This is a genomic window from Pseudomonas sp. MAG733B, assembly GCF_036884845.1.
Lineage (GTDB): Bacteria > Pseudomonadota > Gammaproteobacteria > Pseudomonadales > Pseudomonadaceae > Aquipseudomonas.
In genome coordinates, this window is record NZ_CP145732.1 from 60,717 (window position 1) to 86,470 (window position 25,754).

Here is a 25,754-nt window from a genome sequence, read left to right on the forward strand (position 1 = left end):
TTTCCTTCCCTTAAGCCGCATCGCGCTTGGCGTCGTTGCGGTAAGCCTCTACCGCCGCGATCAAGGCTCGAAGAATCTCGGCGCTCTCGCCGATCACCGACAGGTCGGCACGTTTGATCATGTCGCAGCCAGGATCGAGGTTGATCGCCACCACCTTGTCGCAGGCACCGATGCCTTGCAGGTGCTGGATCGCCCCGGAAATCCCCACCGCCACGTAGACCCGTGCGGTGACCCAGGTGCCCGACGCACCAACCTGACGGTCGCGGGCCATGAAGCCATCGTCCACCGCCACCCGGGATGCACCTTCGGTGGCGCCGAGGGCCGCGGCCGTCTGGTGGAACAAATCCCAATCCTTGACCCCGTTGCCACCGGAGAAGATGAACTCGGCTTCAGCCATCGGAATCGCCGCCGGATCCACCGCCACTGCGCCCAGATCCTCGATGCGCGAGAGACTGCGCGCCACGGCTGTGGATAACTCCACCGGCAATGCTTCGTGACGGGTTTCACTGACCGGCTCGGCACATTCCACGGCGGCCAGAATCAAGCGCGCAACTGGTCGAGCCAGGTCTTGCAGACCCGCACCGGCGCGGCCAATGCATTCCTGATCCTTGACCTGCCAGACCCGCGTGGCCGGGCGTTCGCCCAGTGCTGCAGCGAAGCGCCGGCCCAGTTCGCCGCCACCGCTGCGGCTGTCGGGCAGCAACCAATGACGCGGGCTGAACTGATTATCCACAGCCCGCAAGCCCTGAACACGCTGCTCCGGTGCATAACCGCTGAATTCTTCGCCTTCGAGCACCAGCAAGCGGTCGACGCCGGCCGTGGCGAATGCACTTTCCTTGTGTTCGCCGAAGACCACGGCCAGTACCGCACCGTCCTTGCCGGCCAGCTGATGAGCCAGGCCCAGCAGGTCGCGGTCGTGGCTGCCCAAGCGGCCACCGACCATGTCCGGCACCACGCAAATGTAAAACGCCGGTGCCGGCACTTGATGCAGCGGCAATTGCACTTCAACGGCGGCGGTACGCTTGGTGGCCCCGCCCTGTTGGGCGCCACTGCGGTCAATGCGCTTGATGCCGTTGGGGCCGATAAAACCGATGCCGTGCAGATTCTTGCGGATGACGCCGTTCGGCCCCATCCAGCTGTGTTGTGCCGGCTGCATGGCCGCGTGCAGCGGATGCAAGCGGTTACGGGCGATCCATTCGGCGCGGGGGTCGCGGCGGATAATGTCGCTCATCAATGCACCTCCGCAGGTTCACGTTTGGCCGGTGTAGACGGCTTGGGCATTTCGTCTTCAAGCAATGCGTCCGCCACCAGTTCAGCAATGTCCTTGATCAGCGGCCGAGGTTCGACCACGCCTTCAAGCATCGCGGTGCATTGCGGGCAACCCACGGCCACCAGTTCGGCGCCGGTCTCGCGGATGTCTTCCATGCGCATGTCGGGAATCCGCTGCTTGCCGGGAATGTCGGTGATCGGCGCGCCGCCACCACCGCCGCAGCAGCGCGATCGGAAACCGGAACGTTGCATCTCTTTGACTTCAATCCCCAGCGCGCGCAAGACCTGACGCGGCGCCTCGTATTCGCCGTTGTAGCGGCCGAGGTAGCACGGATCGTGATAGGTCACGCTGTCGCCTTTGTGCTGGCCGAGGTTCAGCGCACCGGCCTCGATAATTTCGGCCATGTAGGTGCTGTGGTGCTGCACGAGGTAGTTGCCGTCGAAGGCGCCATATTCGTTTTTCAGCACGTGGAAACTGTGTGGATCGCAAGTGACGATGCGGTTGAAGCTGTATTTGGCCAGGGTCTGGATGTTGCGTTTGGCCAACAGCTGGAAGGTCGCTTCGTCACCCAGGCGTCGGGCCACGTCACCGCTGTCGCGCTCTTCCAGGCCGAGTACGGCGAAGTCGATTTTCGCTGCTTTCAAAACTTTGACGAATGCGCGCAAGGTGCGCTGGTTGCGCATGTCGAAGGCGCCGTCGCCGACCCAGAACAATACGTCGGTGGATTTCTTTTCGCTCAACAGATTGAGGTTCAAATCCGCCGCCCAGTTCATCCGCCCGCCCGGCGCAAAGCCGCCCGGGTTGTCGGTGGCGATCAGGTTTTCCAGGACTTCGGCACCCTTGTTCGGGGTCGCGCCTTTTTCCAGGGTCAGATGGCGACGCATGTCGACGATGGCATCGACGTGTTCGATCATCATCGGGCATTCCTCGACGCAGGCGCGGCAAGTAGTGCATGACCACAGGGTTTCGGCATCGACCAGACCGTTGACGATCGGTTGATGCGGATTGCCGGCGTGTTCGCCGATGGCCTTGCCTGGATAGGGGCTGCCAGCGAACTTGGCATCGGTGCCGCCCGCGAGGCCAACGACCATGTCCTGAATCAGTTTTTTCGGGTTCAGCGGCTGGCCGGCGGCGAATGCCGGGCACGCGGCTTCGCATTTACCGCACTGCACGCAGGCGTCAAAACCGAGCAACTGGTTCCAGGTGAAATCCTTGGGTTTTTCCACGCCCAGCGGCGCGCTCGGGTCGTTGAGGTCCAGCGGTTTCAAACCGGTGGAGCGACCGCCGCCAAAGCGTTCGGCGCGACGGTGCCAGGCCAGGTGCAGCGCACCGGCGAAGGCGTGCTTCATCGGCCCGCCCCAGGTCATGCCGAAGAACAGTTCCGACACGCCCCACAACACGCCAACCCCAAGAATCGCAGCCAACAGCCAGCCACCGAAGTTTTCCGGCAGGATCCCGGCCACCGGCAGGGTCAGCAGGAAGAACGACGCCGAGAACGCCAGCAGGCTTTTCGGCAGGCGCATCCACGGTCCTTTCGACAGCCGTGAAGGTGGGTTACGTCGACGCAGGTAGACGAAGATCGCACCGACGAACATCACCGCCGACATCAACAACAGTGCATAACCGAGGATGCGGTTATGCAGGCCGAAACCATGCACCAGAATCGCCAGCACGATGGACGCCACCGCGCCGCCAGCCGTGGCGACGTGGGTGTTGGCGATGTATTTGTCCCGCGCCACCACGTGGTGCAGATCGACCATGTAACGCTTGGGCATGGCGAACAGGCCGCCGATCAGGTCGACTTTCGAAGCCCGGCCCTGGCGCCACATGGCTACCCGCCGCAACGCGCCCAGAACCGCAAGGCCCAGGGCAGCGAACAACAGGATTGGAAGAAGGGTGTTCAACATGGTGAAGCTCCCAAAGACCGCAGGGTCTTGCAGGTCGAGATGCCTTACTCGGTTCCTGTGGGAGCGGGCTTGCTCGCGAAAGCGGTGGGTCAGTCAATTCATGTGCGACTGACAGAATGCATTCGCGAGCAAGCCCGCTCCCACAGGGTCATGTGCAAACCTTTAGAAGTCTTTGCACAACCGCAGCGCGTCATAGATCGCCGCATGCACGTTGCGCTGCGCCACGCAGTCGCCGATGCGGAACAGCAGGTAGCCGTCGCCGCTCTGCTCCAGGCAAGGTTGCGGCTTGATCGCGAACAAGGCTTCGACGTCGATCTGGCCTTTGTTGCGCGAGCCTTCCTTCAGCGCGTAGTAGATTTCCTCATCCGGGCGCACGCCGTTTTCGATGACCACCTGGTCCACCACCCGCTCCTCTTTGGCGCCGGTGTATTCGTTCTCCAGCACCGCCACCAGCTTGTCGCCTTCGCGGTAGACCTTCTCCAGCATCATGTCGCCGGTCATGATCACTTCTTTCGGGTACATGCTGCGGTAGTAAGTCGGGAACGACGTACCACCGATGGCTACACCCGGCTTGATGTCGTCGGTGACGATCTCGACCTGGCTGCCCTTGTCCGCGATGAAGTCGGCGGTTGACATGCCGGTGAATTCGCAAATGGTGTCGTACACCAGCACGTTCTTGCCCGGCGCCACCTTGCCGTCGAGCACGTCCCAGCTGCTGACCACCAGGCCTTCAGCCGCGCCCCAGTGTTCGTTCTGCTCGATGAACGGATGACCACCGACGGCCAGCACCACCACATCCGGACGCAGGTCCATGATGGTCGGCGCATCCGCCGCGGTGCCCAGGCGCAGGTCGACTTTCAGCCGCGCCAGTTCCAGCTGATACCAGCGGGTGATACCGGCGATCTGGTCCCGTTGCGGCGCTTTCGAGGCCGTGGTGATTTGCCCGCCGATGAATTCTTTTTTCTCGAACAGGGTCACGTCGTGGCCACGTTCGGCGGCAACGCGGGCGGCTTCCATCCCCGCAGGACCGGCGCCGACAACCACAACCTTGCGTTTCACGCCGGTGGTTTTTTCGATGATGTGCGGCAGGCCCATGTATTCACGGGAAGTCGCCGCGTTCTGGATGCACAACACATCCAGGCCTTGATACTGACGGTCGATGCAATAGTTGGCGCCGACGCACTGCTTGATCTGGTCGATCTGGCCCATCTTGATCTTGGCGATCAGGTGCGGGTCGGCGATGTGTGCGCGGGTCATGCCGACCATGTCGACGTAACCGCCTTCCAGAATGCGGGTGGCCTGGTTCGGGTCCTTGATGTTCTGCGCGTGCAGCACAGGAACCTTCACCACTTCCTTGATCCCGGCCGCCAGGTGCAGGAACGGCTCCGGTGGATAACTCATGTTCGGGATCACGTTGGCCAGGGTGTTGTGGGTGTCGCAACCCGAACCCACGACGCCGAGGAAATCGAGCATGCCGGTGTCGTCGTAATACTTGGCGATCTGCTTCATGTCCTCGTGGGACAGACCGTCCGGGTGGAACTCGTCACCGCAGATGCGCATGCCCACGCAGAAATCGTCACCGACTTCGGCGCGCACGGCTTTCAAGACTTCCAGACCGAACTTCATGCGGCCTTCAAAAGTGCCGCCCCATTCGTCGGTACGCTTGTTGACCCGCGGGCTCCAGAACTGGTCGATCATGTGCTGGTGCACGGCCGACAGTTCCACACCGTCCAGGCCACCGGCCTTGGCGCGGCGCGCAGCTTGCGCGTAGTTGCCGATCACCCGCCAGATTTCTTCCGGCTCGATGGTCTTGCAGGTCGCACGGTGCACCGGCTCACGCACGCCGGACGGCGACATCAGCGTCGGCCAGTTGAAACCGTCCCAACGCGAGCGACGGCCCATGTGGGTAATCTGGATCATGATCTTGGCGCCGTGCTTGTGCATGGCGTCGGCCAGATTCTGGAAATGCGGAATGATGCGGTCGGTGGACAGGTTCACCGAACTCCACCATTCCTGCGGGCTGTCGATCGCCACGACGGACGAACCGCCGCAGATCGCCAGGCCGATCCCGCCCTTGGCCTTCTCTTCGTAATACTTGACGTACCGGTCGGTGGTCATGCCGCCGTCGGTCGCATAGACCTCGGCGTGCGCGGTGCTGAGCACGCGGTTGCGGATGGTCAGTTTGCCGATCTGGATCGGCTGGAACATTGCTTCGAAAGCCATGGCGGGTTCCTCGACTTACAACGGCTTGACGATGAACAAGCCGTCTTCGTGGCCCTCTTCGGAGCCACCGTAGACTTGCTCGGCCACGGTGCGGATCTTGCTGCCGCGAGCGGCGAGAATCTGATCCATTGCGCCGGCAAACCAACCAGTGAACATGTAGTCGACCTTGCGCCCGACCTTGCCGTACACGTAGACGAATGCCGAGTGTTCGAGCTTGACGCTGGCGGTGCCTTTGTCGAGGTCGATGTCCTGGATCTTGAACAGGCCCCAGCCGCGCTGCGACAGGCGCTTCATGTAGTGTTCAAACACCGCGACGCCTTCCAGGCCGTGGCATTCGGCTTCTTTTTCACACCAGTGCCAGGCAGATTTGTAGCCGGCCTTGTAGAGGATCTCGGCGTAGGCGTCGGCGCCCAGCACTTCCTCGATGCCCATGTGGTTGTTGACGAAGAAATGGCGCGGTACGTACAGCATCGGCAGGGCGTCGGAAGTCCAGACACCGGTTTCGCTGTCGACTTCGATAGGCAATTGCGGGGCGATCTTGGCCATGGAAACTTAACTCCAGAAAATTCGTTGTGTTGCCTGCGGCGCGGACGGCCGCAGGAAAGGATTCAGAAGTGCGGCGGCTTATTCGCCCCAGACATCTTTCAGGACGTTCACCCAGTTCTCGCCCATGATCTTGCGCACCACGCGCTCGGAGTGGCCGCGCTTGAGCAAGGTTTCAGTCAGGTTCGGGAACTCGCCGACGGTGCGGATGCCCAGCGGGTTGATGATCTTGCCGAAGCTGGTCAGGCGGCGGGCGTAGCCTTTGTCGTGGGTCAGGTATTCGAAGAAGTCCTGGCCGTGACCCTGGGTGAAGTCGGTACCGATGCCGATCGAGTCTTCGCCGACGATGTTCAGGGTGTATTCGATGGCTTCGGCGTAGTCGTCGATGGTCGAATCGATGCCCTTGGCCAGGAACGGCGCGAACATGGTCACACCGACGAAACCGCCGTGGTCGGCGATGAACTTCAGTTCTTCATCGGACTTGTTGCGCGGGTGCTCTTTGAGACCTGACGGCAGGCAGTGGGAGTAGCACACCGGTTTTTTCGATTCGAGGATGACTTCTTCGGAAGTCTTGGAGCCGACGTGGGACAGGTCGCACATCACGCCAACGCGGTTCATCTCGGCAACGATTTCGCGACCGAAGCCCGACAGGCCGCCGTCACGCTCGTAGCAACCGGTGCCGACCAGGTTCTGGGTGTTGTAGCACATCTGCACGATACCGACGCCGAGCTGCTTGAAGACTTCGACATAGCCGATCTGGTCTTCAAAGGCGTGGGCATTCTGGAAGCCGAAGAGGATGCCGGTCTTGCCCTGCTCCTTGGCTTTACGGATGTCGGCGGTGGTGCGCACCGGAATCACCAGGTCGCTGTTCTCGCGGATCAGCTTCTGGCTGGCAGCGATGTTGTTGACGGTGGCCTGAAAGCCCTCCCACACCGACACGGTGCAGTTGGCCGCGGTCAAACCGCCCTTGCGCATGTCTTCGAACAGCTCGCGGTTCCATTTGGCAATGATCAGACCGTCGATAACGATGCTGTCGGCGTGTAATTCGGCTGGGCTCATCAGGCGTCCCCTTATTGGCGATTCATGCGCCGAATCGTCTGCCGGCGCTTTGGGGCCAGCATATGCCTCGGTGCAGGGGCAGCCGGGTGCAAAAACGACAGGGGAATTGCCGAAAGCGTCAATCCGCGACAAAGGGTCGTCGCCAGGCACTATTGGCGACCTGTTCAAGGCCGTCCGCTTGGGCCAGAATTCGCCCCATCACTGGAATAGAGCGGCGACCTGAATGAAATCCATCCTTCTGGCTTTGGCACTGATTGCGACCGGCGTACACGCAGCGGAGGAGTCCGACGACAACCCCTGCGACAAAGTCGAAAACGACGTCCAGACCCTGGAATGCTCGGCCTTCAGCAAAACCACCGCCGAAGACCTGCTGAGCGAAAACCTCAAAAGCCTCAACGAGCGCATGCAGTCGCTCTACGGCAAGAACCCGACGCAATTGGCCGACATCAGCGCCAAAATCAAAACCGCCCAAGCCCAATGGCTGAAAACCCGCGACGCCGACTGCGCCGTGGAAGCCTTCCCGGCTACAACCGGCAGCAAGGCGTTCACCATGGCGCAAAACGATTGCGTGGCGCGGATGAGTGATGAGCGGTCGGAGTTTTTGGAGTCGATTGGGCAGGAGTAATGCAATGGTCAGTCAACTTGAGCTGTAAGCTGCACGCCATCAGCCAGTCAAGGGATTCAACATGAAAGTCTGCGGCATCGAAATCAAAGGCAGTGAAGCGATCATCGCCGTAGCGTCCCTCGACGGTACGGCCCTGAGTCACGTCGCCCTCAACACCAAGAAAATCGCCCTCGACGATGATGACGAGGCGGCCAACGTCAAGCTGTTTGCCGCGCAGGTGGCGTCGTTCGTGCGTGAAAACTCCATCGACCGCATAGCGATCAAGAAGCGTGGCAAGAAAGGTGAATTCGCCGGCGGGCCGACCACGTTCAAGATCGAGGGTGTGTTCCAGTTGCTGGAGAATTGCGAGGTGACGTTGTTGTCGCCGCAGACGATCACGGCGCAGTGCAAGAAATTCAGTGTCGAGCTGCCGGAGACGCTGAACAAGTATCAGCATGAGGCGTACAAGGCGGCGTGTTCGGCGTTGGTGAAGAAGTAATCGATCTTCCTGAAATACCAAATTAACTGTGGGAGCCAGCCTGCTGGCGATGGCGGTGCATCAGTCGACATTTATGTGTCTGACAGACCGCTATCGCCAGCAGGCTGGCTCCCACAGGGTTTTCGGGTGTTCATGCTTTTGCGGTACGCCGGTCCTCTCGCGGACAACGCTCATACTTCGCCCTATAACTGCGGGTGAAATACGACGGCGATTCAAACCCGCACGCGATGCTCACTTCCAGCACGCTCATATCCGTCTGCCTCAGCAATTGCCGAGCCTTTTCCAGCCTTAATCGCAGATAGAAATTGCTCGGTGTGTCGTTCAGGTGCAACCGGAACAGGCGCTCCAGTTGCCGACGCGTCACCTTGATCGATTCCGCCAGTTCCAGCGTGCTCAGCGGCGGCTCGCTGTGCTGCTCCATTTCCCCGATCACATGAACAAGCTTCTTGTTGCTGATGCCATAGCGCGTGGCAACTTCCATGCGTTGGTGGTCTTTGCGCGGGCGGATGCGGCCGAGCACGAATTGTTCGCTGACCTGGATCGCCAGCTCAGGACCGTGGGCCTGGGCGATCAGATCCAGCATCAAATCGATGGAAGCGGTGCCGCCGGCGGAGGTGATGCGCCGACGGTCGATCTCGAACAGTTCCTGGGTAACGCTGAGCTGCGGATAGGATTCCTTGAAGGCATCGATAGCCTCCCAATGCAGGGTCAGGCGATGACCGTCGAGCAGGCCTGCTTCGGCGAGGATGAAGCTGCCGGTGTCGATGGCGCCGAGGGTCACGCCTTCGTTGTCCAGTCGGCGCAGCCAGTGTTCCAGTGCCGGAGTGGCGAACTTCAGCGGCTCGAAGCCGGCGACCACCAACAGCGTCGCGCCTTTTTTCAGCGGCTCAAGCGCCGCATCGGCGTTGACCGACATACCATTGCTGGCCAGCACCGCCCCGCCATCCGCGCTCAATACATGCCAGCGATACAACTCGCCGCGAAAGCGATTGGCGACCCGCAACGGCTCGATGGCCGAGATAAATCCAATGGCCGAGAAACCCGGCATCAACAAGAAATAGAAATCCTGGGACATGGAGCGCACTCGCTTAGCAGGTAACAAGAGGCCGAGTAACGAGAGGACGGGTAGCGTGAGGATGTAGATACGCCACTTGCAACAGGCATTCAAGAGGTCAGGTCGCTGCAGTGCAAGAGCTGGTCGCCGCAGTGCGCTTTTACGGGGACACAGCTGCGTAACTTGGCATCACCGGCGCACAAAGATGTCCGGACCCACAATAATGAAACTGCCGAGGAACCTGAGAATGAAACGACTGATCAGCAGCTGTGTTCTTGCACTCAGTGGTACCGCTTTGCTGAGCGCCAGCGTCATGGCCGCCGAACCCGCCTCTTGCCAGAATGTGCGCATGGGCGTGGTGAACTGGACCGACGTAATCGCTACCAGCGCGATGACCCAGGTATTGCTCGACGGCCTCGGCTATAGCACCAAACAAACCAGCGCCTCCCAGCAAATCATCTTCGCCGGGATCCGCGATCAGCGCCTGGATCTGTTCCTGGGTTACTGGAACCCGCTGATGACCCAGACCATCACCCCGTTCGTCGACGCCAACCAGGTCAAGGTGCTTGAAGCGCCAAGCCTGAAAGATGCCCGCGCCACCCTGGCCGTGCCGACCTACCTCGCCGACAAAGGCCTGAAGACTTTCGCCGACATCGCCAAATTCGAAAAAGAACTGGGCGGCAAGATCTACGGCATCGAGCCTGGCTCGGGCGCCAACACTCAGATCAAGGCGATGATCGCCAAGAACCAGTTCGGCCTCGGCAAGTTCCAGCTGGTCGAATCCAGCGAAGCCGGCATGCTCGCCGCCGTCGATCGCGCCGTGCGCCGCAAGGAAGCCGTGGTGTTCTTCGGCTGGGCGCCGCACCCGATGAACGTCAACGTGCAGATGACCTACCTCACCGGCAGCGACGACGCCCTCGGCCCGAACGAAGGCATGGCGACTGTCTGGACCGTCACCGCACCGAAGTACGCCGATCAATGCCCGAACATCGGTCGCCTGCTGAGCAACCTGACGTTCACCGCCGAAGACGAGAGCCGGATGATGCAGCCGTTGCTGGATCACAAGGACGCTTTCGAATCGGCCAAGCAATGGCTCAAGGATCACCCGCAAGACAAGCAGCGCTGGCTTGAAGGTGTGACCACTTTCGACGGCAAACCGGCTGCTGAAAACCTGAAACTGACCAGTAAGTAATCCGCTCTTTTTTCTGAACCGAACCACCGATTCGCAGCCCGACAGGGCTGCGGACGGGACCACCACGCCTGAAGGAAACCGCCTCATGAACCACGACGTCATCATCACCTGCGCACTCACCGGTGCTGGCGACACGACCGCCAGGAGCCCACACGTTCCGGTCACCCCGAAACAAATCGCCGCTGCCGCCGTGGAAGCCGCCAAGGCCGGTGCCACCGTGGTTCACTGCCACGTTCGCGACCCGCAAACCGGCAAGTTCAGCCGTGACGTGGCGCTGTACCGCGAAGTGATGGAGCGCATCCGCGAAGCGGACGTCGACATCATCGTCAACCTCACCGCCGGCATGGGTGGCGATCTGGAAATCGGCGCCGGTGAGAACCCGATGGAGTTCGGCCCGAACACCGACCTGGTCGGCCCGCTGACCCGTCTGGCCCACGTCGAAGAGCTGCTGCCGGAAATCTGCACCCTCGATTGCGGCACCCTGAACTTCGGCGATGGCGACACCATTTACGTGTCCACCCCGGCCCAGCTGCGTGCTGGCGCCAAACGCATTCAAGAACTGGGCGTGAAGGCCGAGCTGGAAATTTTCGACACCGGTCACCTGTGGTTCGCCAAGCAGATGATCAAGGAAGGCCTGCTCGACAACCCGCTGTTCCAGCTGTGCCTGGGCATCCCGTGGGGCGCCCCGGCTGACACCACCACCATGAAAGCCATGGTCGACAACCTGCCGGCCGATGCTGTGTGGGCTGGCTTCGGCATCGGTCGCATGCAGATGCCGATGGCTGCGCAAGCGGTGCTGCTGGGCGGCAACGTGCGGGTCGGTCTGGAAGACAACCTGTGGCTGGACAAGGGCGTTCTGGCGACCAACGGCCAACTGGTCGAGCGCGCCAGCGAAATCCTCAGCCGCCTCGGTGCCCGCGTGCTGACCCCGGCGGAAGGTCGGGCAAAAATGGGCCTGACCAAGCGCGGTTAATCCAAACCTGCACCTCACCTGTAGGAGCCGAGCTTGCTCGCGATAGCGGTACTTCGACCGCAAAAGATGTGCCGGATGTACTGACGCCATCGCGAGCAAGCTCAGCTCCTACAGGGATCATCGAACTCTTTAGGAAGTCACCATGAGCTTTATCACCGAAATCAAAACCTTCGCCGCACTGGGCAGCGGTGTCATCGGCAGCGGCTGGGTGTCCCGTGCCCTCGCCCATGGCCTCGACGTGGTGGCCTGGGACCCGGCGCCCGGCGCCGAAGCCGCGCTGCGCAAACGCGTCGCCAATGCCTGGGGCGCACTGGAGAAACAAGGCCTGGCACCCGGTGCCTCGCAGGATCGTTTGCGCTTCGTCGCCACCATCGAAGAATGCGTTCGCGATGCTGACTTCATCCAGGAAAGTGCTCCGGAACGCCTTGAGCTGAAACTGGAACTGCACAGCAAAATCAGCGCGGCGGCCAAGCCCAATGCCCTGATCGGCTCCAGCACGTCCGGCCTGTTGCCGAGCGAGTTCTACGAGAGCTCGACCCACCCGGAACGCTGCGTGGTCGGTCACCCGTTCAACCCGGTTTACCTGCTGCCTTTGGTGGAAGTGGTTGGCGGTAAAAACACCGCGCCAGAAGCTGTGCAAGCAGCGATGAAAGTCTACGAATCCCTCGGCATGCGCCCGCTGCACGTGCGCAAGGAAGTACCGGGATTCATCGCTGACCGCTTGCTTGAAGCGCTGTGGCGTGAGGCGTTGCACCTGGTCAACGACGGCGTGGCAACCACTGGTGAAATCGACGACGCGATCCGTTTTGGCGCCGGTCTGCGCTGGTCGTTCATGGGCACATTCCTGACCTACACTCTGGCCGGCGGCGATGCCGGTATGCGCCACTTCATGGCGCAGTTTGGCCCGGCATTGCAGTTGCCGTGGACCTACCTGCCGGCGCCGGAACTGACCGAAAAACTGATCGACGATGTCGTGGACGGCACCAGCGATCAACTGGGCAAACACAGCATTTCGGCGCTGGAACGCTATCGTGATGACTGCCTGCTGGCGGTGCTTGAGGCAGTGAAGACCACCAAAGAGAAGCACGGGATGGCGTTCAGCGAGTAATCCGTCAACAGGGCCGGCCCCATTGCGAGCAGGCTCGCTCCTACATTGGAATGCGTTCCCCTGTAGGAGTGAGCCTGCTCGCGATAGCCGCAGTCCAGTCACCACTTTTGTTGGAACCAAAACCATGCCCACCCTCACCACCTACCAAACCAGAATCATCCCCGACTGGGTCGACTACAACGGCCACCTGCGCGACGCCTTCTACCTGCTGATTTTCAGCTACGCCACCGACGCCCTGATGGATCGCCTCGGCATGGACAGCAACAACCGCGAAGCCAGCGGCAATTCGCTGTTCACCCTCGAACTGCACCTGAATTACCTGCACGAAGTGAAGCTCGACGCCGACGTCGAGGTGCACACACAAATCATCGCCCACGACAGCAAGCGCCTGCACCTCTATCACAGCCTGCATCTGGTCGGTGACGACAAGGAGCTGGCAGGCAACGAACAAATGTTGCTGCACGTGGATCTGGCCGGTCCTCGTTCCGCACCGTTCAGTGAAGAAACCCTGGGCAAACTGCAAGCCATCGTCGCCGAACAAACCGACCTGCCAACCCCCGAATACATCGGCCGAGTGATCGCGTTACCACCAAAAAAATAACAAGGAGATCGCCATGAACACCGCCGCCGCTTTTGCCGACTTCCGTACTTATCCGTTGATCAGCGCGCTGACAGGCGTGCAGGCCTTGGCGGATCGTGTTCTGGTGAAGTGGGCCGATACCCGCGTCAGCCCTTTCCACCATCAATGGCTGCGGGACAACTGCCCGTGCCCGCAATGTGTCTACACGGTGACCCGCGAACAGGTGCTGGAAATCGTCGACGTGCCTGAAAACCTGCTGCCCGCCGAAACCAGTGTCGACGCTGAGGGTTGCCTGTGCGTTCAATGGCAGGACGGCCACCTCAGTCGCTTCGATCCAGGTTGGTTGAGGGCCCACGCCTATGACGACGAGTCCCGCGCCGAGCGCCTGGCAGGCAAACCCAAAGCCCGGCTTTGGCACAGTGATTTGCAGTTGCCGGTATTCGAATATCACGCACTGATGAACGACAACGACGCCTTGCTGCAATGGCTGCTGGCCGTGCGCGATACCGGTTTGACTCAGGTCCGTGGTGTGCCCACCGAGCCCGGCTCGTTGAAGCTGATCGCCCAGCGGATTTCCTTCATCCGCGAGAGCAATTTCGGTGTCCTGTTCAACGTGCAATCCAAGGCCGACGCCGACAGCAACGCCTACACCGCTTTTAACCTGCCATTGCACAGCGACCTGCCGACTCGGGAGTTGCAACCGGGGCTGCAATTCCTGCATTGCCTGGTGAACGACGCCGAGGGTGGCGAGAGTATTTTTGTCGACGGTTTCGCGATTGCCGATGCGTTGCGTCGGGAAGATCCGGAGTCGTTCAATAGCCTCTGCGAGATCCCCGTGGAGTTCCGCAACAAGGACCGCCACAGCGACTATCGCTGCCTCGCGCCGATCATCGCTCTGAACGCCTTGGGGCAAGTGTCAGAAATCCGCATGGCGAACTTTCTGCGCGGTCCGTTCGATGCGTCGGTGGAGCAGATGCCCAAGCTTTATCGCGCCTATCGCCGCTTTATAGCGATGACTCGCGAGCCTCGGTTCAGGCTGATGCAGCGGCTCAATCCCGGTGAGCTGTGGTGCTTCGACAACCGCCGCACCTTGCATGCGCGCAATGCGTTCGATCCCGCCACGGGGGCACGGCATTTCCAGGGTTGCTATGTCGACCGGGATGAGTTGCTGTCGCGGATTCTCGTGTTGCAGCGCTAAACCGCGTCATCGTTCATCGCTGGCAGGCCAGCTCCCACAGGGGTTTTGTGCACGACGCAGATCAAATGTGGGAGCGAGCCTGCTCGCGATGGCGTCAGTTCAAACACCCTCCTACCCCCTGAATCACAGACAAAAAAAACCCCGATCAAGCCGTGACAGGATCGAGGCAGAGGGTACTGTTGAGGAGCTGCCGTGCGAGGGTGACCAAACCTTCGTGAAGCGAGCTGGGTCCAGTGTGCCCACTCCTCTTCGCGGCAAGTTAGCCGAAAACGACCTGTTCATAGCCATTGCGGCCATTGCGACAAATCGCCCTTGCCGACACCCGACACCCCCACCAGAATCGAGTCACGACACCGTTCCCTGAAGAAGGATTGCGTCATGATGTACGCCGATTTGATAGACCAGGAAGACCTGTTGGGCCAGCTCAAGGCATTGGGGTTTCAAGTGCCCAGTGGCGCGACCGCCGAACAGGCGTGCGAGTGCGCCGTAAGGGGCCTGGACGATGCCCGGGCGTATGAACTGCGCAAGATGGTCAAGGAGATGTACACCAGCAGCGCGACGATCCTGCCGGCCGTGCGCCAGGCCATCGACAAACAGTTGCTGCCGGCGTTGGCGGAGTATCAACAGAGCCGTAGCGCCTGATCTGTGGCGAGGGAGCTTGCTCCCGCTGGGCTGCGAAGCGGTCCCAAAACCAGTAAATGCTTTCCTTCAGATAGATAGCATTCGCTGGTTTTGCGACCGCTTCGCGCTCGAACGGGAGCAAGCTCCCTCGCCACAACGGTTTAAAGCCTTACGCTGGCGAACGTCGACTCATTACGCGCCTGACTCAGCGCCGACAACGGCCCGGACAACGGCGACAGCACCAACGCTTGCGGCAGCGGCATCATCGCCACTTGCTGGGTGGTGTTGGAGCCAACGCGCTCGTCACGCGGCGGAATGCCGAAGTATTCGCGGTAGCACTTGGAGAAGTGCGGCGTGGACACGAAGCCACACACCGACGCCACTTCGATGATCGACATCGGCGTTTGCTTGAGCAACTGCCGCGCACGGATCAGGCGCAGCTTCAGGTAGTAACGCGACGGCGAACAATGCAGGTACTTCTGGAACAGCCGCTCGAGCTGACGACGGGACACGGCGACATACACCGCCAGCTCGTCGAGATCGATCGGCTCTTCCAGGTTGGCTTCCATCAGCGCAACGATTTCCTGCAGCTTCGGCTGGTTGGTACCAAGCATGTGCTTGAGCGGCACGCGCTGGTGATCCTGCTCGTTGCGGATGCGCTCGTAGACGAACATTTCCGAGATCGCGGCGGACAGTTCGCGACCGTGATCACGGCTGATCAAGTGCAGCATCATGTCCAGCGGCGCGGTGCCACCGGAGCTGGTGAACCGGTTACGGTCGAGGGTGAACAGGCGCGTGCTCATGGCCACACGCGGAAACGCTTCCTGCATCGCCGCCAGACATTCCCAGTGCACGCTGCAATCGAAACCGTCCAGCAGGCCGGCGCAGGCCAGGGCCCAGCTGCCGGTGCAGACCGCGCCGAGGCGTCGGGACTGACGCGCCTGGCTTTGCAGCCATGACACGTGTTCGCGGGTAACGGTGCGTTGAATACCGATACCGCCGCAGACAATCACGGTGTCCAGAGGCGGCGCTTTGTGCATGGAGGCGTCAGGGGTGATCTGCAGACCATCACTGGCCCAGACTTGACCGCCATCGACGGTGAGGGTGGTCCAGCGATACAGCTCACGACCGGACAACTGGTTGGCCATGCGCAGTGGTTCCACTGCGGACGCCAGGGAAATCAGCGTGAAATTGTCCAGCAGCAGAAAGCCGATGGATTGAGGCGCACGGTTCTGGGGTTGGGCCCCGGAGTTGAACGACGTCATCGCGGTATCTCCTCACACAAAGCGGGTGATGGCCTCAGGCGGAGGCTCTTGTTATTGCCATCGTTCTCGCGTGGGAGACGGGCTTTAGTAATGACAGAGCAATTGCCATGCCTAAATTTGAATGCGCGTTCAATAACTCCTAAAAACGACGTCGGAATGTGTCTGTATATGACACGCAGGGAGTAAGGATTTAAATGGCCATCAGGACTGGCAAGTGCCCGGCCCACAAGCGGTGAGCAAATCGGTAGCACTTGTGGGAACAGGGCTGCGAGCAGCCGGGGAAGAGTGTCACCGCAAGCACGGGTGACGGATGGTCGGACTCCGGTTGAGAGCCGACCACCGGGTGAGACGAGTTATCTGTTAGCGACGCGCCAAAAGGTGGCGCGGTTTAAACCGGGTGTTCACTTAGCGCGCAGTTTTGACTGGTCTTCGTCGCAAACAGGCCTGCGATAATCAGGACCGCCGCAACATACCTACTACCTGCTCTGAGGCAACCTCCAGCCGCTCTTTAAATGCTTGAACCTCCTTCATCCCGACTACCGCCGTATCGGGAAGATCAGTCATCGCTTTTCGAAAAGAAAGGTGAATATCCAACAAGTGCTGGGTGGTCAAAGAAGAAACCGAACTGCCACCTGAAATAGACTCAATTAATGCAAGATCATCACTCAGCCGGGTATTGCCGTTACCCAGACAGTCAGGCTCTGCAACGCGAAATTCGTTCATATGAGCACTCCGAAACACCTGGCCCGTGCTTACCTCTACATTTGCGCTACCCAGGGCAGTAAATGCACCAAACAACTCATCGCGAACCTGTGTTTTTGATGAGCCTGCACCGAGTTCACTTGGAATCAACTGGCGGACAGCTTTGATATCCATACGCAATGATGACTTCGCAGCATCGTTCGCTGGCATCTTGCCAAGAATCAGTTCGATATCTTCTGCTGAAATGATTTCGCTCCCGGCGATTACCGTTCCTAAATCATTGAGACTATTAAGTACATCAGCAACGGCTGCGGCAGTTAACCCACCCCGGAACTCAAGATGATAATGGGCCTGCATGCGACCATTTTCCGCAAAAGGAACTCCCAGCGTATGGTAACGATCATAATCGTCAGGGTTACCACTTCGGGGAATATTGCGATCCTCATGAACCAAACCATCACCGATCAAATGGTTTTCGTGAATTGTAATTAACGGTGGTCCGGCGTCGTTCCTTGCCATAACTTGATTCAGTGCGGCCACGGTAGAGGTCACTGCACGCTCAACCTCACGCTTGCTCTCTTGGCTGAGCGCACCGGTGGCAAAGTCCTTCGACGCATTCAAGTTCAACAGGCCACGCTTGGTATGAACTTCAACACTATGTAGCAACGTCGCTGGAGAACAATCGTGTTTCACCCATGCCGATTTGCTGCTACTGGCAAGATGAAGCGAGCCCGGATTGTTTGCTGCCGAAACCAATTGTTTGTGTACCAACGTTGTTTTCGCACGAAAGCCCGGATCCAGAAGCACTCCACCAAGATTGGGAACAGAACTGGATAGCGTTGTCGTTAACATAAGTCCTCGATGTCGGGAAATTGAGCGCCAGCATTCTAGAGAACACTACTCCTGCAAAGGATTTACACCTGTATCCAAGTGATTCTGACATTACACATCAACACTCAACCGCACTAACCGCCAACCCACCCCGCGATGTCTCTTTATATTTGTCATGCATATCGGCCCCCGTATCGCGCATCGTGCGAATCACCCGATCCAGCGAAATGAAGTGCTGCCCATCACCGCGCAAAGCCATCTGCGCCGCGTTGATCGCTTTCACTGCCGCAATGGCGTTGCGCTCGATGCACGGCACCTGCACCAGACCGCCCACCGGGTCGCACGTCAGGCCGAGGTTGTGTTCCAGACCGATTTCCGCCGCGTTGCATAACTGCTCCGGCGAAGCACCGAGGATTTCCGCCAGCCCCGCCGCTGCCATCGCGCAGGCCGAGCCGACTTCGCCTTGGCAACCGACTTCGGCACCGGAGATCGAAGCGTTCTTCTTGCACAAGATCCCGACTGAAGCAGCACCCAGGAAGTAGTCGACGACATTGGCGTCGGTTACGTCTTCGCTGAATTTCATAAAGTAGTGCAACACCGCCGGAATGATCCCCGCCGCACCATTGGTCGGTGCCGTGACCATGCGCCCGCCGGCCGCGTTTTCCTCGTTGACCGCCAGAGCGAACAGGTTGACCCACTCCATGGCGCTCAACGTTGAGCCGATCACGTTGGGCTTGTTCAGCTCCTGCAAACTGCGATGCAGCTTGGCCGCGCGCCGGCGCACATTCAGGCCACCGGGCAGGATGCCTTCGTGCTTGAGGCCTTGCTCGACGCAATCCTGCATGGCGCGCCAGAGCGTCATCAGACCGCTGCGGATTTCTTCTTCGCTGCGCCAGACCTTCTCGTTGGCCAGCATCAGTTCAGCAACGCGCAAGTTGTGCTTTTTACACAGCGCCAGCAGCTCCGCCGCGCTGGAGAAATCGTACGGCAACACCGTGCGATCAAGATCGACCACGCCGCTGGAGGCTTGCGACTCATCGACGACAAAACCGCCGCCGACCGAATAGTAGGTATCGCGATGAAGTTCGCCGTCATCGCCTTCGACAATCAGGGTCATGGCATTCGGATGGAACGGCAGGTTTTCGTCGATCAGACGCATGTCCCTGTTCCAAACGAACGGCACCGACAAGCGACCATCGAGCAGCAGCGTGTGGGTTTCGCGCAGGGTGGCGATGCGGATGCCGATTTGCGACGGATCGATCGCATCCGGCCACTCGCCCATCAGGCCCATGATCACCGCGTTGTCGCTGCCGTGACCGATGCCGGTGGCCGACAACGAACCATAGAGCTGTACTTCGACGCGCCGTACTTGCTCAAGCAATCCGCGATCACGCAGACCCTGCACGAACAGCGCCGCCGCCCGCATGGGCCCCACGGTGTGCGAACTGGAAGGGCCGATGCCGATTTTGAACAGGTCGAAAACACTGATAGCCATTACTGCCGAACTCCTGGATGAGCCAACTCCAGACGCAAAAGCGCCCGGTGGCGGAGCTGCTACGCTCAAGCTGCAATCCGCCGAGATGGCCGCATCATCAGCCTTTTGTCATGTCGTTCGACGTCTCACACCGACGCACTCATGCCCAGTAACGCCGTGTGCGTTTTGCGCCATGTTTTCGCCGTTTTTTTGCGGCGCAGAGGGGAAAAAGGGACTGAAAAAATCTGTAAACGACGTCACTGACACTGGATGCGACCATCCCTGTACTGGTTACGACGCCCCCTGTAGGCGTCAGATTTTCACTGGTACATGATCATATCGACTCGATTGCAAGGCGCCGTGGTAGAGCTGTCTCCAAAACGCCATCCAACCGCAACCTATAAGTGCGGTGGTCCAGTCGGAACACTGCCAAAAAAAACACCAAGGAGTCCATCCATGAAAGGTTCCCCGTCGTTGTTGTTGGCCGCCCTGCTTAGCCTGCCGGTTCTGGCGCAAGCCGCCGAACCGGCCCAATGCAACACCGTAAACTTCTCCGATGTCGGCTGGACCGATATCACCGCGACTACCGCGACCACCAGCGTTGTCCTCAACGCCCTCGGCTACAAGACCAAGACCACCATGATTTCCGTTCCCGTGACCTACAAGTCCCTGGCCGACGGCAAGAACATGGACGTGTTCCTGGGTAACTGGATGCCGACCATGGAAAACGACATCAAGGCGTATCGCGATGCCGGCACCGTGGAAACCGTACGCACCAATCTGAAGGGTGCCAAGTACACCCTCGCCGTGCCACAAGCGCTGTACGACAAGGGGCTGCATGACTTCGCCGACATCGCCAAATTCAAGAAAGAACTCGACGGCAAGATCTATGGCATCGAGCCTGGCAACGACGGTAATCGCCTGATCCAGAGTATGATCGACAAGAACGCCTTCGGCCTTAAAGACGCCGGTTTCAAAGTGGTCGAGTCCAGCGAAGCCGGCATGCTGTCGCAGGTCGACCGCGCCCAGAAACGCGACACCGCCGTGGTCTTCCTCGGCTGGGCCCCCCACCCGATGAACAAGCGCTTCAAGATTCAGTACTTGACCGGTGGTGACGATTTCTTCGGCCCGGACTTCGGTGCCGCCACCGTGGCGACCAACACCCGCAAGGGTTACGCCGAGGAGTGCAGCAACGTCGGCCAGTTGCTGAAGAACCTGGAGTTCACCGTCGACATGGAAAGTGAACTGATGGGCAACATCCTGGACGACAAAATGAAGCCTGACGCGGCCGCCAAGGCCTGGCTGAAAAAGAATCCACAGGTGCTCGATACCTGGCTCGCTGGCGTGACCACCATTGACGGTAAACCAGGCCTGGAGGCCGTGAAAGCCAAACTGACGCCTTGAATTAGGGAGCATCGCTTATGCCGGACGGCTCACGCCGTCCGGGCTGTTTATTTCCTTGCATGCGGACGTTCACTACCATGCTGATTGATCAGAAAATACCTTTAGGCCAGTACATCGCAGGCTTCGTTGAATGGTTGACGCAACACGGCGCCAACACCTTCGACGCAATTGCCGTGTCACTGGAAACGATGATCCACGGCGTGACGTTTGCGCTGACCTGGTTCAACCCGCTGGTCTTGATCGGCCTGATCGCAATACTGGCGCACTTCATCCAGCGCAAATGGGGCCTGACCGCCTTCGTCATCGCTTCCTTTCTGCTGATCCTCAACCTGGGGTACTGGCAGGAAACCATGGAAACCCTCGCCCAGGTGTTGTTCGCCACCCTGGTCTGCGTGGTCATCGGCGTACCGTTGGGTATCGTCGCCGCGCACAAACCGATGTTCTACACCATGATGCGTCCGGTGCTCGATCTGATGCAGACCGTACCGACCTTCGTGTACCTCATTCCTACCCTGACCCTCTTCGGTCTCGGTGTGGTCCCGGGTCTGATCTCGACGGTGGTGTTCGCGATTGCCGCGCCCATCCGCCTGACCTACCTGGGCATCCGCGATGTTCCGCAAGAACTGATGGACGCCGGCAAGGCCTTCGGCTGCTCGCGCCGTCAGCTGCTCTCACGCATCGAACTGCCCCACGCCATGCCAAGCATCGCGGCGGGCATCACCCAGTGCATCATGCTGTCGTTGTCGATGGTGGTGATCGCGGCACTGGTAGGCGCCGATGGACTTGGCAAACCGGTGGTCAACGCACTGAACACTGCTGATATCGCCCTGGGCTTCGAAGCGGGCCTGGCGATCGTACTGCTGGCGATCATGCTCGACCGTATCTGCAAACAACCCGACGCCAAAGTAGGGGGTGACGCATGAGCATAATTCGCTTTGAAGACGTCGACGTAATCTTCACCAAGGATCCGCGCGAAGCCCTGAAGCTTCTCGATCAAGGTTTGACCCGCAGCGAGATCCTGAAAAAGACCGGACAGATCGTTGGCGTGGAAAAGGCCAGCCTGGATGTCGAGAAAGGTGAAATCTGCGTACTGATGGGCTTGTCCGGCTCGGGCAAATCCAGCCTGCTGCGCTGCATCAACGGCCTCAACACCGTCAGCCGCGGCAAGCTGTTCGTCGAGCACGAAGGCAAGCAGATCAACATTGCTTCCTGTACCCCGGCCGAACTGAAAATGATGCGCACCAAGCGCATCGCCATGGTGTTCCAGAAGTTCGCCCTGATGCCTTGGCTGACGGTGCGCGAGAACATCAGTTTCGGTCTGGAAATGCAGGGTCGTCCGGAGAAGGAACGCAAGAAACTGGTCGATGAAAAACTCGAACTGGTGGGCCTGACCCAATGGCGCAACAAGAAACCCGATGAGCTGTCCGGTGGTATGCAACAGCGTGTGGGCCTGGCCCGAGCGCTGGCGATGGACGCCGACATTCTGCTGATGGACGAACCGTTCTCGGCGCTCGACCCGCTGATCCGCCAAGGACTGCAGGACGAACTGCTGGAGCTGCAACGCAAGCTGAGCAAAACCATCGTGTTCGTGAGCCACGACCTCGATGAAGCCCTGAAGCTCGGCAGTCGCATTGCGATCATGAAAGACGGTCGGATCATCCAGTACAGCAAGCCGGAAGAAATCGTGCTCAACCCGGCGGACGACTATGTGCGGACCTTCGTCGCTCACACCAACCCGCTGAACGTACTCTGCGGTCGCAGCCTGATGCGCACCCTGGACAACTGCAAACGCATCAACGGTTCGGTATGTCTCGATCCGGGTGGCGATTCGTGGCTGGACCTGGCGGAAGGCAACACCATCAAGGGCGCTCGTCAGAACGGCTCTGCCCTGGACTTGCAGAACTGGGTACCGGGTCAGGCCGTTGAAGGCCTGGGTCGCAAACCGACACTGGTGGATTCAAACATCGGCATGCGCGACGCGTTGCAGATTCGTTACCAGACCGGCAACAAGCTAGTGCTGCATGACAACAACCATGTGGTGGGGATTCTCGGCGACAGCGAGCTGTATCACGCGCTGCTCGGCAAGAACCTGGGGTAAAAGGCAACAGACACAAAAACGCCGCGAGAGGATCGCGGCGTTTTTGTTTATCGGGATATCGGGTAAAGCGGCTTCGATGCTTATGACCCCATCGCGAGCAAGCTCGGCTCCTACAGGATTTGCGAAGCTCTTGTAGGAGCAAGGCTTGCCCGCGATGAAGCCGACGCGGTGCTTCAGACTGAAACACCGCGCCACTCACACCTCAGCTATACACCCGGCCAAGGAGCTGCCGATGGCTTTCAAACTGATCGAGCACATCCCGCGTGATCTGATCCTGAGTGAAGCCCATCAGGTCGTAATCCTGGCTGCCGTTGTGCAGGTACACCTCGGCACGGTAGTAGCGCTGACGCGCTTCATCGGACTGCGCCGACTCGGTTGGCGTGGCCAGATAACCGTCCAGGCTGACTTCGTAGACAAACGGGTTGCCCTCTTCCATCTCGACCCGCACGCCCATGCAACGCTTGGACTTGCCCAGCAGCGTCTGCACTTCCAGGCCTTGAGCACGCATTTGCGTCGTCGCGTCCTGCAATGCCGGGCTCACATGCTTGTCCATGAAACGCTGGACCACAGACTGGCTCGGTTGCAGGTCCAGTTGCGTCAAACGCTCACTGAAACCACGACGACCGCGCGCCGCCAACTCCGCTTGCTCCTGTTCGATCTGCACGTCCTGGCGCATGGCCTTGTGCAAGCCGAACATGAAGAACACCAGCACCACCGAGAACGGCAGGCCGGCCAGCACCACCATGGTTTGCATGGCTTCGAAGTTACCGGCGAACAGCAGGCCGATGGTCACCAGGGTGATCACCGCCGACCAGAAAATCCGCAGCCAGTGCGGGGCGTCTTCGTCGACGTTGCCGCCCTTGCAGGAAAGATTGGCCATCATCACCGCGCCGGAATCCGCCGGGGTCAGGAACAGCACGAAACCAACGAAAATCGACACGCCGATCACAACCTTCGACGCCGGGTAATGCTCAAGCAACTGGTAGATCGCCATGGACGGCTGTTCCAGCGCCGTTTTCCCAAGCTCCACCGCCCCGTGGTTCATCACCAGGTCCAGGGCCGAGTTACCGAAGATCGACAGCCACGCCAGGGTGAAGCCCAGCGGGATCAGCAGCACGCCGGCCACCAGTTCACGCACCGTACGGCCACGGGAAATACGCGCGATGAACATGCCTACGAATGGCGCCCAGGAAATCCACCAGGCCCAGTAGAACAGCGTCCACAGGCCCAACCAGCGGTCAGACTTCTCACTGTCGCCTTCGTACACATAGAGGTCGAAAGTCTTCAGCACCACGCCGTTCAGGTAGTCACCGACGTTCTGCACGAAGCCGTTGAGCAAGTGCAGGGTCGGGCCGAACAGCAGCACGAAAATCAGCAGGCCGCTGAACAGCACGATGTTCAGGTTGGACAGACGGCGAATGCCGTTTTCCACGCCCGACACGGCAGCGATGGTCGCCACGGTGCTCATCACGATGATCACGATCAGCAGGTTGGTGTTGCTGTGTTCCATGCCGAACAGGTTTTCAAGGCCCGACGACACTTGCAGCGAACCAATCCCCAGGTTGGTCACCAGACCCAGCAGGGTCACGAACATGCCAAAGCCGTCTACCGCATGACCGGCCGCGCCTTTGACCCAGCGCTCGCCCACCAGCGGATACAGCGCCGAACGCAACGCCAGCGGCTGGTTATGACGGTAAGCAAAGTAGGCAACGGCCAGACCGACCAATGCGTAGATCGCCCAGCCGTGCAGGCCCCAGTGCAGGAATGTCAGCTGCACCGCCTGACGGGCGGCAAGATTGCTGCCGGCCACGCCTTCCGGCGGATTGAAGTAGTGGTCCAGCGGTTCAGAAGCACCGAAGTACAGCAACGAAATGCCGATACCCGACGAAAACAGCATCCCCGCCCAGGCGCCGTAGCTGAAGTCCGGGGTGTCGTCCTTGCTGCCCAGTTTCAGTTTGCCGTAAGACGAAAACGCCAGCCCGACCACGAAAATCAGATAGGCGGCAATCACCACCATGTAGTACCAGCCGAAGCTGCGGGACAACCAGGCCTGAGCCGTACCCAGCATTCTGCCGGCCTCTTGCGGGGCGATGATCAGAATGGCGGTCAACAACAGAATCAACGCGGTAGAGGTGTAGAACACCCAACCGTTGACCGTCACCTTCTCGGGTGGGGTCTTTATTAGCGAGGCAGAACTCATGGCACAGATGCTCCGGGCAGTGCGAGAGAAGAACGCAAGACAAACGTGTTACCCGACCAATCGGTTAGTGGGCAGCCGACCAGCGGGTGATATAAAGACACCCCGAAAAAAGCCCGAAAGCCTGAAGCGCCGTGGCGCGTAGGTTTCGAGCATTTTCGGAAGTCGATTTTTTCGCCGCAACCTGTAGGAAAAATCTGTTGATAGCGACGATTTGTCGCAGATCTTATTCTTTGTTGATTGAACGTTCAATCAAAACAAAATAGACTGGCCCACAAGCCGATAGACGTTCTACGTCTGCCGGAAGGCCTAAGGAGATGTGCAAGATGCCCAAGGTCGGTATGCAACCCATCCGCCGCCAGCAATTGATCGAAGCCACTTTGCAGGCCGTCGATCAGGTCGGAATGGGGGACGCCAGCATTGCGCTGATCGCCCGTTTGGCCGGTGTCTCGAACGGCATCATCAGTCACTATTTTCAGGACAAGAACGGCCTGATTGCCGCCACCATGGGGTACTTGATGACTGTGCTGAGCGAGAACGTCACCGCGCGCCGACTGGCGCTGACAGATGACAGCCCGCGGGCGCATCTGCAGGTGATCATCGAAGGCAACTTCGACGCCAGCCAGGTCAACGGCCCGGCAATGAAAACCTGGCTGGCCTTCTGGGCCACCAGCATGCACCAGCCGTCTTTGCACAGGTTGCAGCGGATCAACGATCACCGTCTGTATTCCAACCTGTGCTGCCAGTTCCGCCGTGTGCTGCCGCTCGATGATGCGCGCAGCGCCGCCCGGGGCCTGGCAGCGTTGATTGACGGTTTGTGGTTGCGCGGCGCGCTGTCGGGAGATGCTTTCGACACTGAGCAAGCGCAACAGATCGCTTACGAATACATGGATTTCCAACTGGCCAAGCGGGTGAGTTAGAGCACACACAGAACGCTCAACCACCGGACCGT

At 59.7% G+C, this 25,754-nt stretch carries 22 protein-coding genes; 12 read left to right on the forward strand and 10 right to left on the reverse strand.

The genetic code is table 11. The annotated features are described in order from the left end of the window. Nucleotides 1-10 precede the first annotated feature (10 nt). The 5 genes from V6Z53_RS00270 to V6Z53_RS00290 form a co-directional block, all read right to left on the reverse strand. Nucleotides 11-1,231, reverse strand: a complete 1,221-nt coding sequence (locus V6Z53_RS00270; protein ID WP_338583593.1) for an electron transfer flavoprotein subunit alpha/FixB family protein — start codon at nt 1,229-1,231, stop codon at nt 11-13. Continuing rightward, complete coding sequence (dgcB, locus tag V6Z53_RS00275) at nt 1,231-3,177, reverse strand: dimethylglycine demethylation protein DgcB (RefSeq protein ID WP_338583594.1); 1,947 nt, start codon at nt 3,175-3,177, stop codon at nt 1,231-1,233. Before dgcB ends, V6Z53_RS00270 begins: the two co-directional genes overlap by 1 nt. A 162-nt stretch (nt 3,178-3,339) precedes the next feature. Further along, nucleotides 3,340-5,400, reverse strand: a complete 2,061-nt coding sequence (gene dgcA, locus V6Z53_RS00280) for a dimethylglycine demethylation protein DgcA (protein WP_095057479.1) — start codon at nt 5,398-5,400, stop codon at nt 3,340-3,342. 15 nt (nt 5,401-5,415) lie between these two features. Further along, entirely contained in the window at nt 5,416-5,946 is a 531-nt protein-coding gene (locus V6Z53_RS00285; RefSeq protein WP_046818255.1) for a 4-vinyl reductase, read from the reverse strand. 78 nt (nt 5,947-6,024) lie between these two features. Next, nucleotides 6,025-7,002 (reverse strand): dipeptidase, encoded by a 978-nt coding sequence (locus V6Z53_RS00290; protein ID WP_008019494.1) that lies wholly within the window; start codon nt 7,000-7,002, stop codon nt 6,025-6,027. A gap of 223 nt (nt 7,003-7,225) precedes the next feature. Between V6Z53_RS00290 and V6Z53_RS00295 the strand changes: the two genes are divergently transcribed. Both V6Z53_RS00295 and V6Z53_RS00300 read left to right on the forward strand, forming a co-directional pair. Next, nucleotides 7,226-7,627, forward strand: coding sequence for a lysozyme inhibitor LprI family protein (locus V6Z53_RS00295; protein WP_338583595.1), 402 nt, complete (start codon nt 7,226-7,228; stop codon nt 7,625-7,627). Nucleotides 7,628-7,688: 61 nt separating this feature from the next. Further along, entirely contained in the window at nt 7,689-8,105 is a 417-nt protein-coding gene (locus V6Z53_RS00300) for a DUF3010 family protein (RefSeq protein WP_338583596.1), read from the forward strand. 130 nt (nt 8,106-8,235) lie between these two features. On the opposite strand, the gene V6Z53_RS00305 is transcribed toward V6Z53_RS00300, so the two are convergent. After that, complete coding sequence (locus tag V6Z53_RS00305) at nt 8,236-9,180, reverse strand: GlxA family transcriptional regulator (RefSeq protein ID WP_085716447.1); 945 nt, start codon at nt 9,178-9,180, stop codon at nt 8,236-8,238. Nucleotides 9,181-9,406: 226 nt separating this feature from the next. Between V6Z53_RS00305 and V6Z53_RS00310 the strand changes: the two genes are divergently transcribed. From V6Z53_RS00310 to V6Z53_RS00335, 6 genes are all read left to right on the forward strand, one after another. Then, a complete protein-coding gene (locus V6Z53_RS00310; protein ID WP_338583597.1) occupies nt 9,407-10,351 on the forward strand; it encodes a choline ABC transporter substrate-binding protein in 945 nt (314 codons plus the stop codon). 85 nt (nt 10,352-10,436) lie between these two features. After that, complete coding sequence (locus V6Z53_RS00315) at nt 10,437-11,324, forward strand: 3-keto-5-aminohexanoate cleavage protein (protein WP_008008106.1); 888 nt, start codon at nt 10,437-10,439, stop codon at nt 11,322-11,324. A 142-nt stretch (nt 11,325-11,466) separates the two neighbouring features. Beyond that, nucleotides 11,467-12,432 (forward strand): L-carnitine dehydrogenase, encoded by a 966-nt coding sequence (locus V6Z53_RS00320; RefSeq protein ID WP_338583598.1) that lies wholly within the window; start codon nt 11,467-11,469, stop codon nt 12,430-12,432. Between the two features lie 124 nt (nt 12,433-12,556). Next, nucleotides 12,557-13,033 carry a thioesterase family protein gene (locus V6Z53_RS00325; RefSeq protein ID WP_338583600.1) on the forward strand — a complete coding sequence of 159 codons (477 nt, stop codon included), beginning with the start codon at nt 12,557-12,559 and terminating at the stop codon, nt 13,031-13,033. Between the two features lie 13 nt (nt 13,034-13,046). After that, a complete protein-coding gene (locus V6Z53_RS00330; protein WP_338583602.1) occupies nt 13,047-14,210 on the forward strand; it encodes a gamma-butyrobetaine dioxygenase in 1,164 nt (387 codons plus the stop codon). A 378-nt stretch (nt 14,211-14,588) separates the two neighbouring features. Beyond that, a complete protein-coding gene (locus tag V6Z53_RS00335; protein WP_273918844.1) occupies nt 14,589-14,852 on the forward strand; it encodes a hypothetical protein in 264 nt (87 codons plus the stop codon). Nucleotides 14,853-14,992: 140 nt separating this feature from the next. On the opposite strand, the gene V6Z53_RS00340 is transcribed toward V6Z53_RS00335, so the two are convergent. The 3 genes from V6Z53_RS00340 to V6Z53_RS00350 all read right to left on the reverse strand — a co-directional run bounded on the left by V6Z53_RS00340 (nt 14,993) and on the right by V6Z53_RS00350 (nt 19,124). Further along, entirely contained in the window at nt 14,993-16,096 is a 1,104-nt protein-coding gene (locus V6Z53_RS00340; protein WP_047534337.1) for a GlxA family transcriptional regulator, read from the reverse strand. A 453-nt stretch (nt 16,097-16,549) separates the two neighbouring features. Beyond that, nucleotides 16,550-17,650 carry a hypothetical protein gene (locus V6Z53_RS00345; protein ID WP_338583603.1) on the reverse strand — a complete coding sequence of 367 codons (1,101 nt, stop codon included), beginning with the start codon at nt 17,648-17,650 and terminating at the stop codon, nt 16,550-16,552. 97 nt (nt 17,651-17,747) lie between these two features. After that, on the reverse strand, nt 17,748-19,124 hold the full coding sequence (locus V6Z53_RS00350; protein WP_338583604.1) for an L-serine ammonia-lyase: 1,377 nt from the start codon (nt 19,122-19,124) through the stop codon (nt 17,748-17,750). Between the two features lie 435 nt (nt 19,125-19,559). Here V6Z53_RS00350 and V6Z53_RS00355 point away from each other — a divergent pair, with 435 nt between their 5' ends. The 3 genes from V6Z53_RS00355 (at nt 19,560) to choV (ending at nt 22,605) form a co-directional block, all read left to right on the forward strand. Beyond that, the gene (locus V6Z53_RS00355) at nt 19,560-20,507 is read left to right on the forward strand and encodes a choline ABC transporter substrate-binding protein (RefSeq protein WP_338583605.1); all 948 of its coding nucleotides are present in this window, start codon (nt 19,560-19,562) and stop codon (nt 20,505-20,507) included. A 77-nt stretch (nt 20,508-20,584) separates the two neighbouring features. Next, nucleotides 20,585-21,430 (forward strand): choline ABC transporter permease subunit, encoded by an 846-nt coding sequence (gene choW, locus V6Z53_RS00360; RefSeq protein WP_338583606.1) that lies wholly within the window; start codon nt 20,585-20,587, stop codon nt 21,428-21,430. After that, a complete protein-coding gene (gene choV, locus V6Z53_RS00365) occupies nt 21,427-22,605 on the forward strand; it encodes a choline ABC transporter ATP-binding protein (RefSeq protein WP_338583607.1) in 1,179 nt (392 codons plus the stop codon). Before choW ends, choV begins: the two co-directional genes overlap by 4 nt. Nucleotides 22,606-22,807: 202 nt before the next feature. Here the strand turns inward: choV and V6Z53_RS00370 are convergent, their stop codons facing one another. Next, nucleotides 22,808-24,748, reverse strand: a complete 1,941-nt coding sequence (locus V6Z53_RS00370) for a BCCT family transporter (RefSeq protein WP_338586593.1) — start codon at nt 24,746-24,748, stop codon at nt 22,808-22,810. A gap of 380 nt (nt 24,749-25,128) precedes the next feature. Here V6Z53_RS00370 and betI point away from each other — a divergent pair, with 380 nt between their 5' ends. Then, nucleotides 25,129-25,722, forward strand: a complete 594-nt coding sequence (gene betI / locus V6Z53_RS00375) for a transcriptional regulator BetI (RefSeq protein WP_338583609.1) — start codon at nt 25,129-25,131, stop codon at nt 25,720-25,722. The last annotated feature ends 32 nt before the right edge of the window (nt 25,723-25,754 follow it).

Coding starts and splice junctions, on each gene's coding strand:
- V6Z53_RS00270 (WP_338583593.1), bottom strand. CDS start 1,231: ATGAGCGACATTATCCGCCGCGACCCCCGCGCCGAATGGATCGCCCGT.
- dgcB (WP_338583594.1), bottom strand. CDS start 3,177: ATGTTGAACACCCTTCTTCCAATCCTGTTGTTCGCTGCCCTGGGCCTT.
- dgcA (WP_095057479.1), bottom strand. CDS start 5,400: ATGGCTTTCGAAGCAATGTTCCAGCCGATCCAGATCGGCAAACTGACC.
- V6Z53_RS00285 (WP_046818255.1), bottom strand. CDS start 5,946: ATGGCCAAGATCGCCCCGCAATTGCCTATCGAAGTCGACAGCGAAACC.
- V6Z53_RS00290 (WP_008019494.1), bottom strand. CDS start 7,002: ATGAGCCCAGCCGAATTACACGCCGACAGCATCGTTATCGACGGTCTG.
- V6Z53_RS00295 (WP_338583595.1), top strand. CDS start 7,226: ATGAAATCCATCCTTCTGGCTTTGGCACTGATTGCGACCGGCGTACAC.
- V6Z53_RS00300 (WP_338583596.1), top strand. CDS start 7,689: ATGAAAGTCTGCGGCATCGAAATCAAAGGCAGTGAAGCGATCATCGCC.
- V6Z53_RS00305 (WP_085716447.1), bottom strand. CDS start 9,180: ATGTCCCAGGATTTCTATTTCTTGTTGATGCCGGGTTTCTCGGCCATT.
- V6Z53_RS00310 (WP_338583597.1), top strand. CDS start 9,407: ATGAAACGACTGATCAGCAGCTGTGTTCTTGCACTCAGTGGTACCGCT.
- V6Z53_RS00315 (WP_008008106.1), top strand. CDS start 10,437: ATGAACCACGACGTCATCATCACCTGCGCACTCACCGGTGCTGGCGAC.
- V6Z53_RS00320 (WP_338583598.1), top strand. CDS start 11,467: ATGAGCTTTATCACCGAAATCAAAACCTTCGCCGCACTGGGCAGCGGT.
- V6Z53_RS00325 (WP_338583600.1), top strand. CDS start 12,557: ATGCCCACCCTCACCACCTACCAAACCAGAATCATCCCCGACTGGGTC.
- V6Z53_RS00330 (WP_338583602.1), top strand. CDS start 13,047: ATGAACACCGCCGCCGCTTTTGCCGACTTCCGTACTTATCCGTTGATC.
- V6Z53_RS00335 (WP_273918844.1), top strand. CDS start 14,589: ATGATGTACGCCGATTTGATAGACCAGGAAGACCTGTTGGGCCAGCTC.
- V6Z53_RS00340 (WP_047534337.1), bottom strand. CDS start 16,096: ATGACGTCGTTCAACTCCGGGGCCCAACCCCAGAACCGTGCGCCTCAA.
- V6Z53_RS00345 (WP_338583603.1), bottom strand. CDS start 17,650: ATGTTAACGACAACGCTATCCAGTTCTGTTCCCAATCTTGGTGGAGTG.
- V6Z53_RS00350 (WP_338583604.1), bottom strand. CDS start 19,124: ATGGCTATCAGTGTTTTCGACCTGTTCAAAATCGGCATCGGCCCTTCC.
- V6Z53_RS00355 (WP_338583605.1), top strand. CDS start 19,560: ATGAAAGGTTCCCCGTCGTTGTTGTTGGCCGCCCTGCTTAGCCTGCCG.
- choW (WP_338583606.1), top strand. CDS start 20,585: ATGCTGATTGATCAGAAAATACCTTTAGGCCAGTACATCGCAGGCTTC.
- choV (WP_338583607.1), top strand. CDS start 21,427: ATGAGCATAATTCGCTTTGAAGACGTCGACGTAATCTTCACCAAGGAT.
- betI (WP_338583609.1), top strand. CDS start 25,129: ATGCCCAAGGTCGGTATGCAACCCATCCGCCGCCAGCAATTGATCGAA.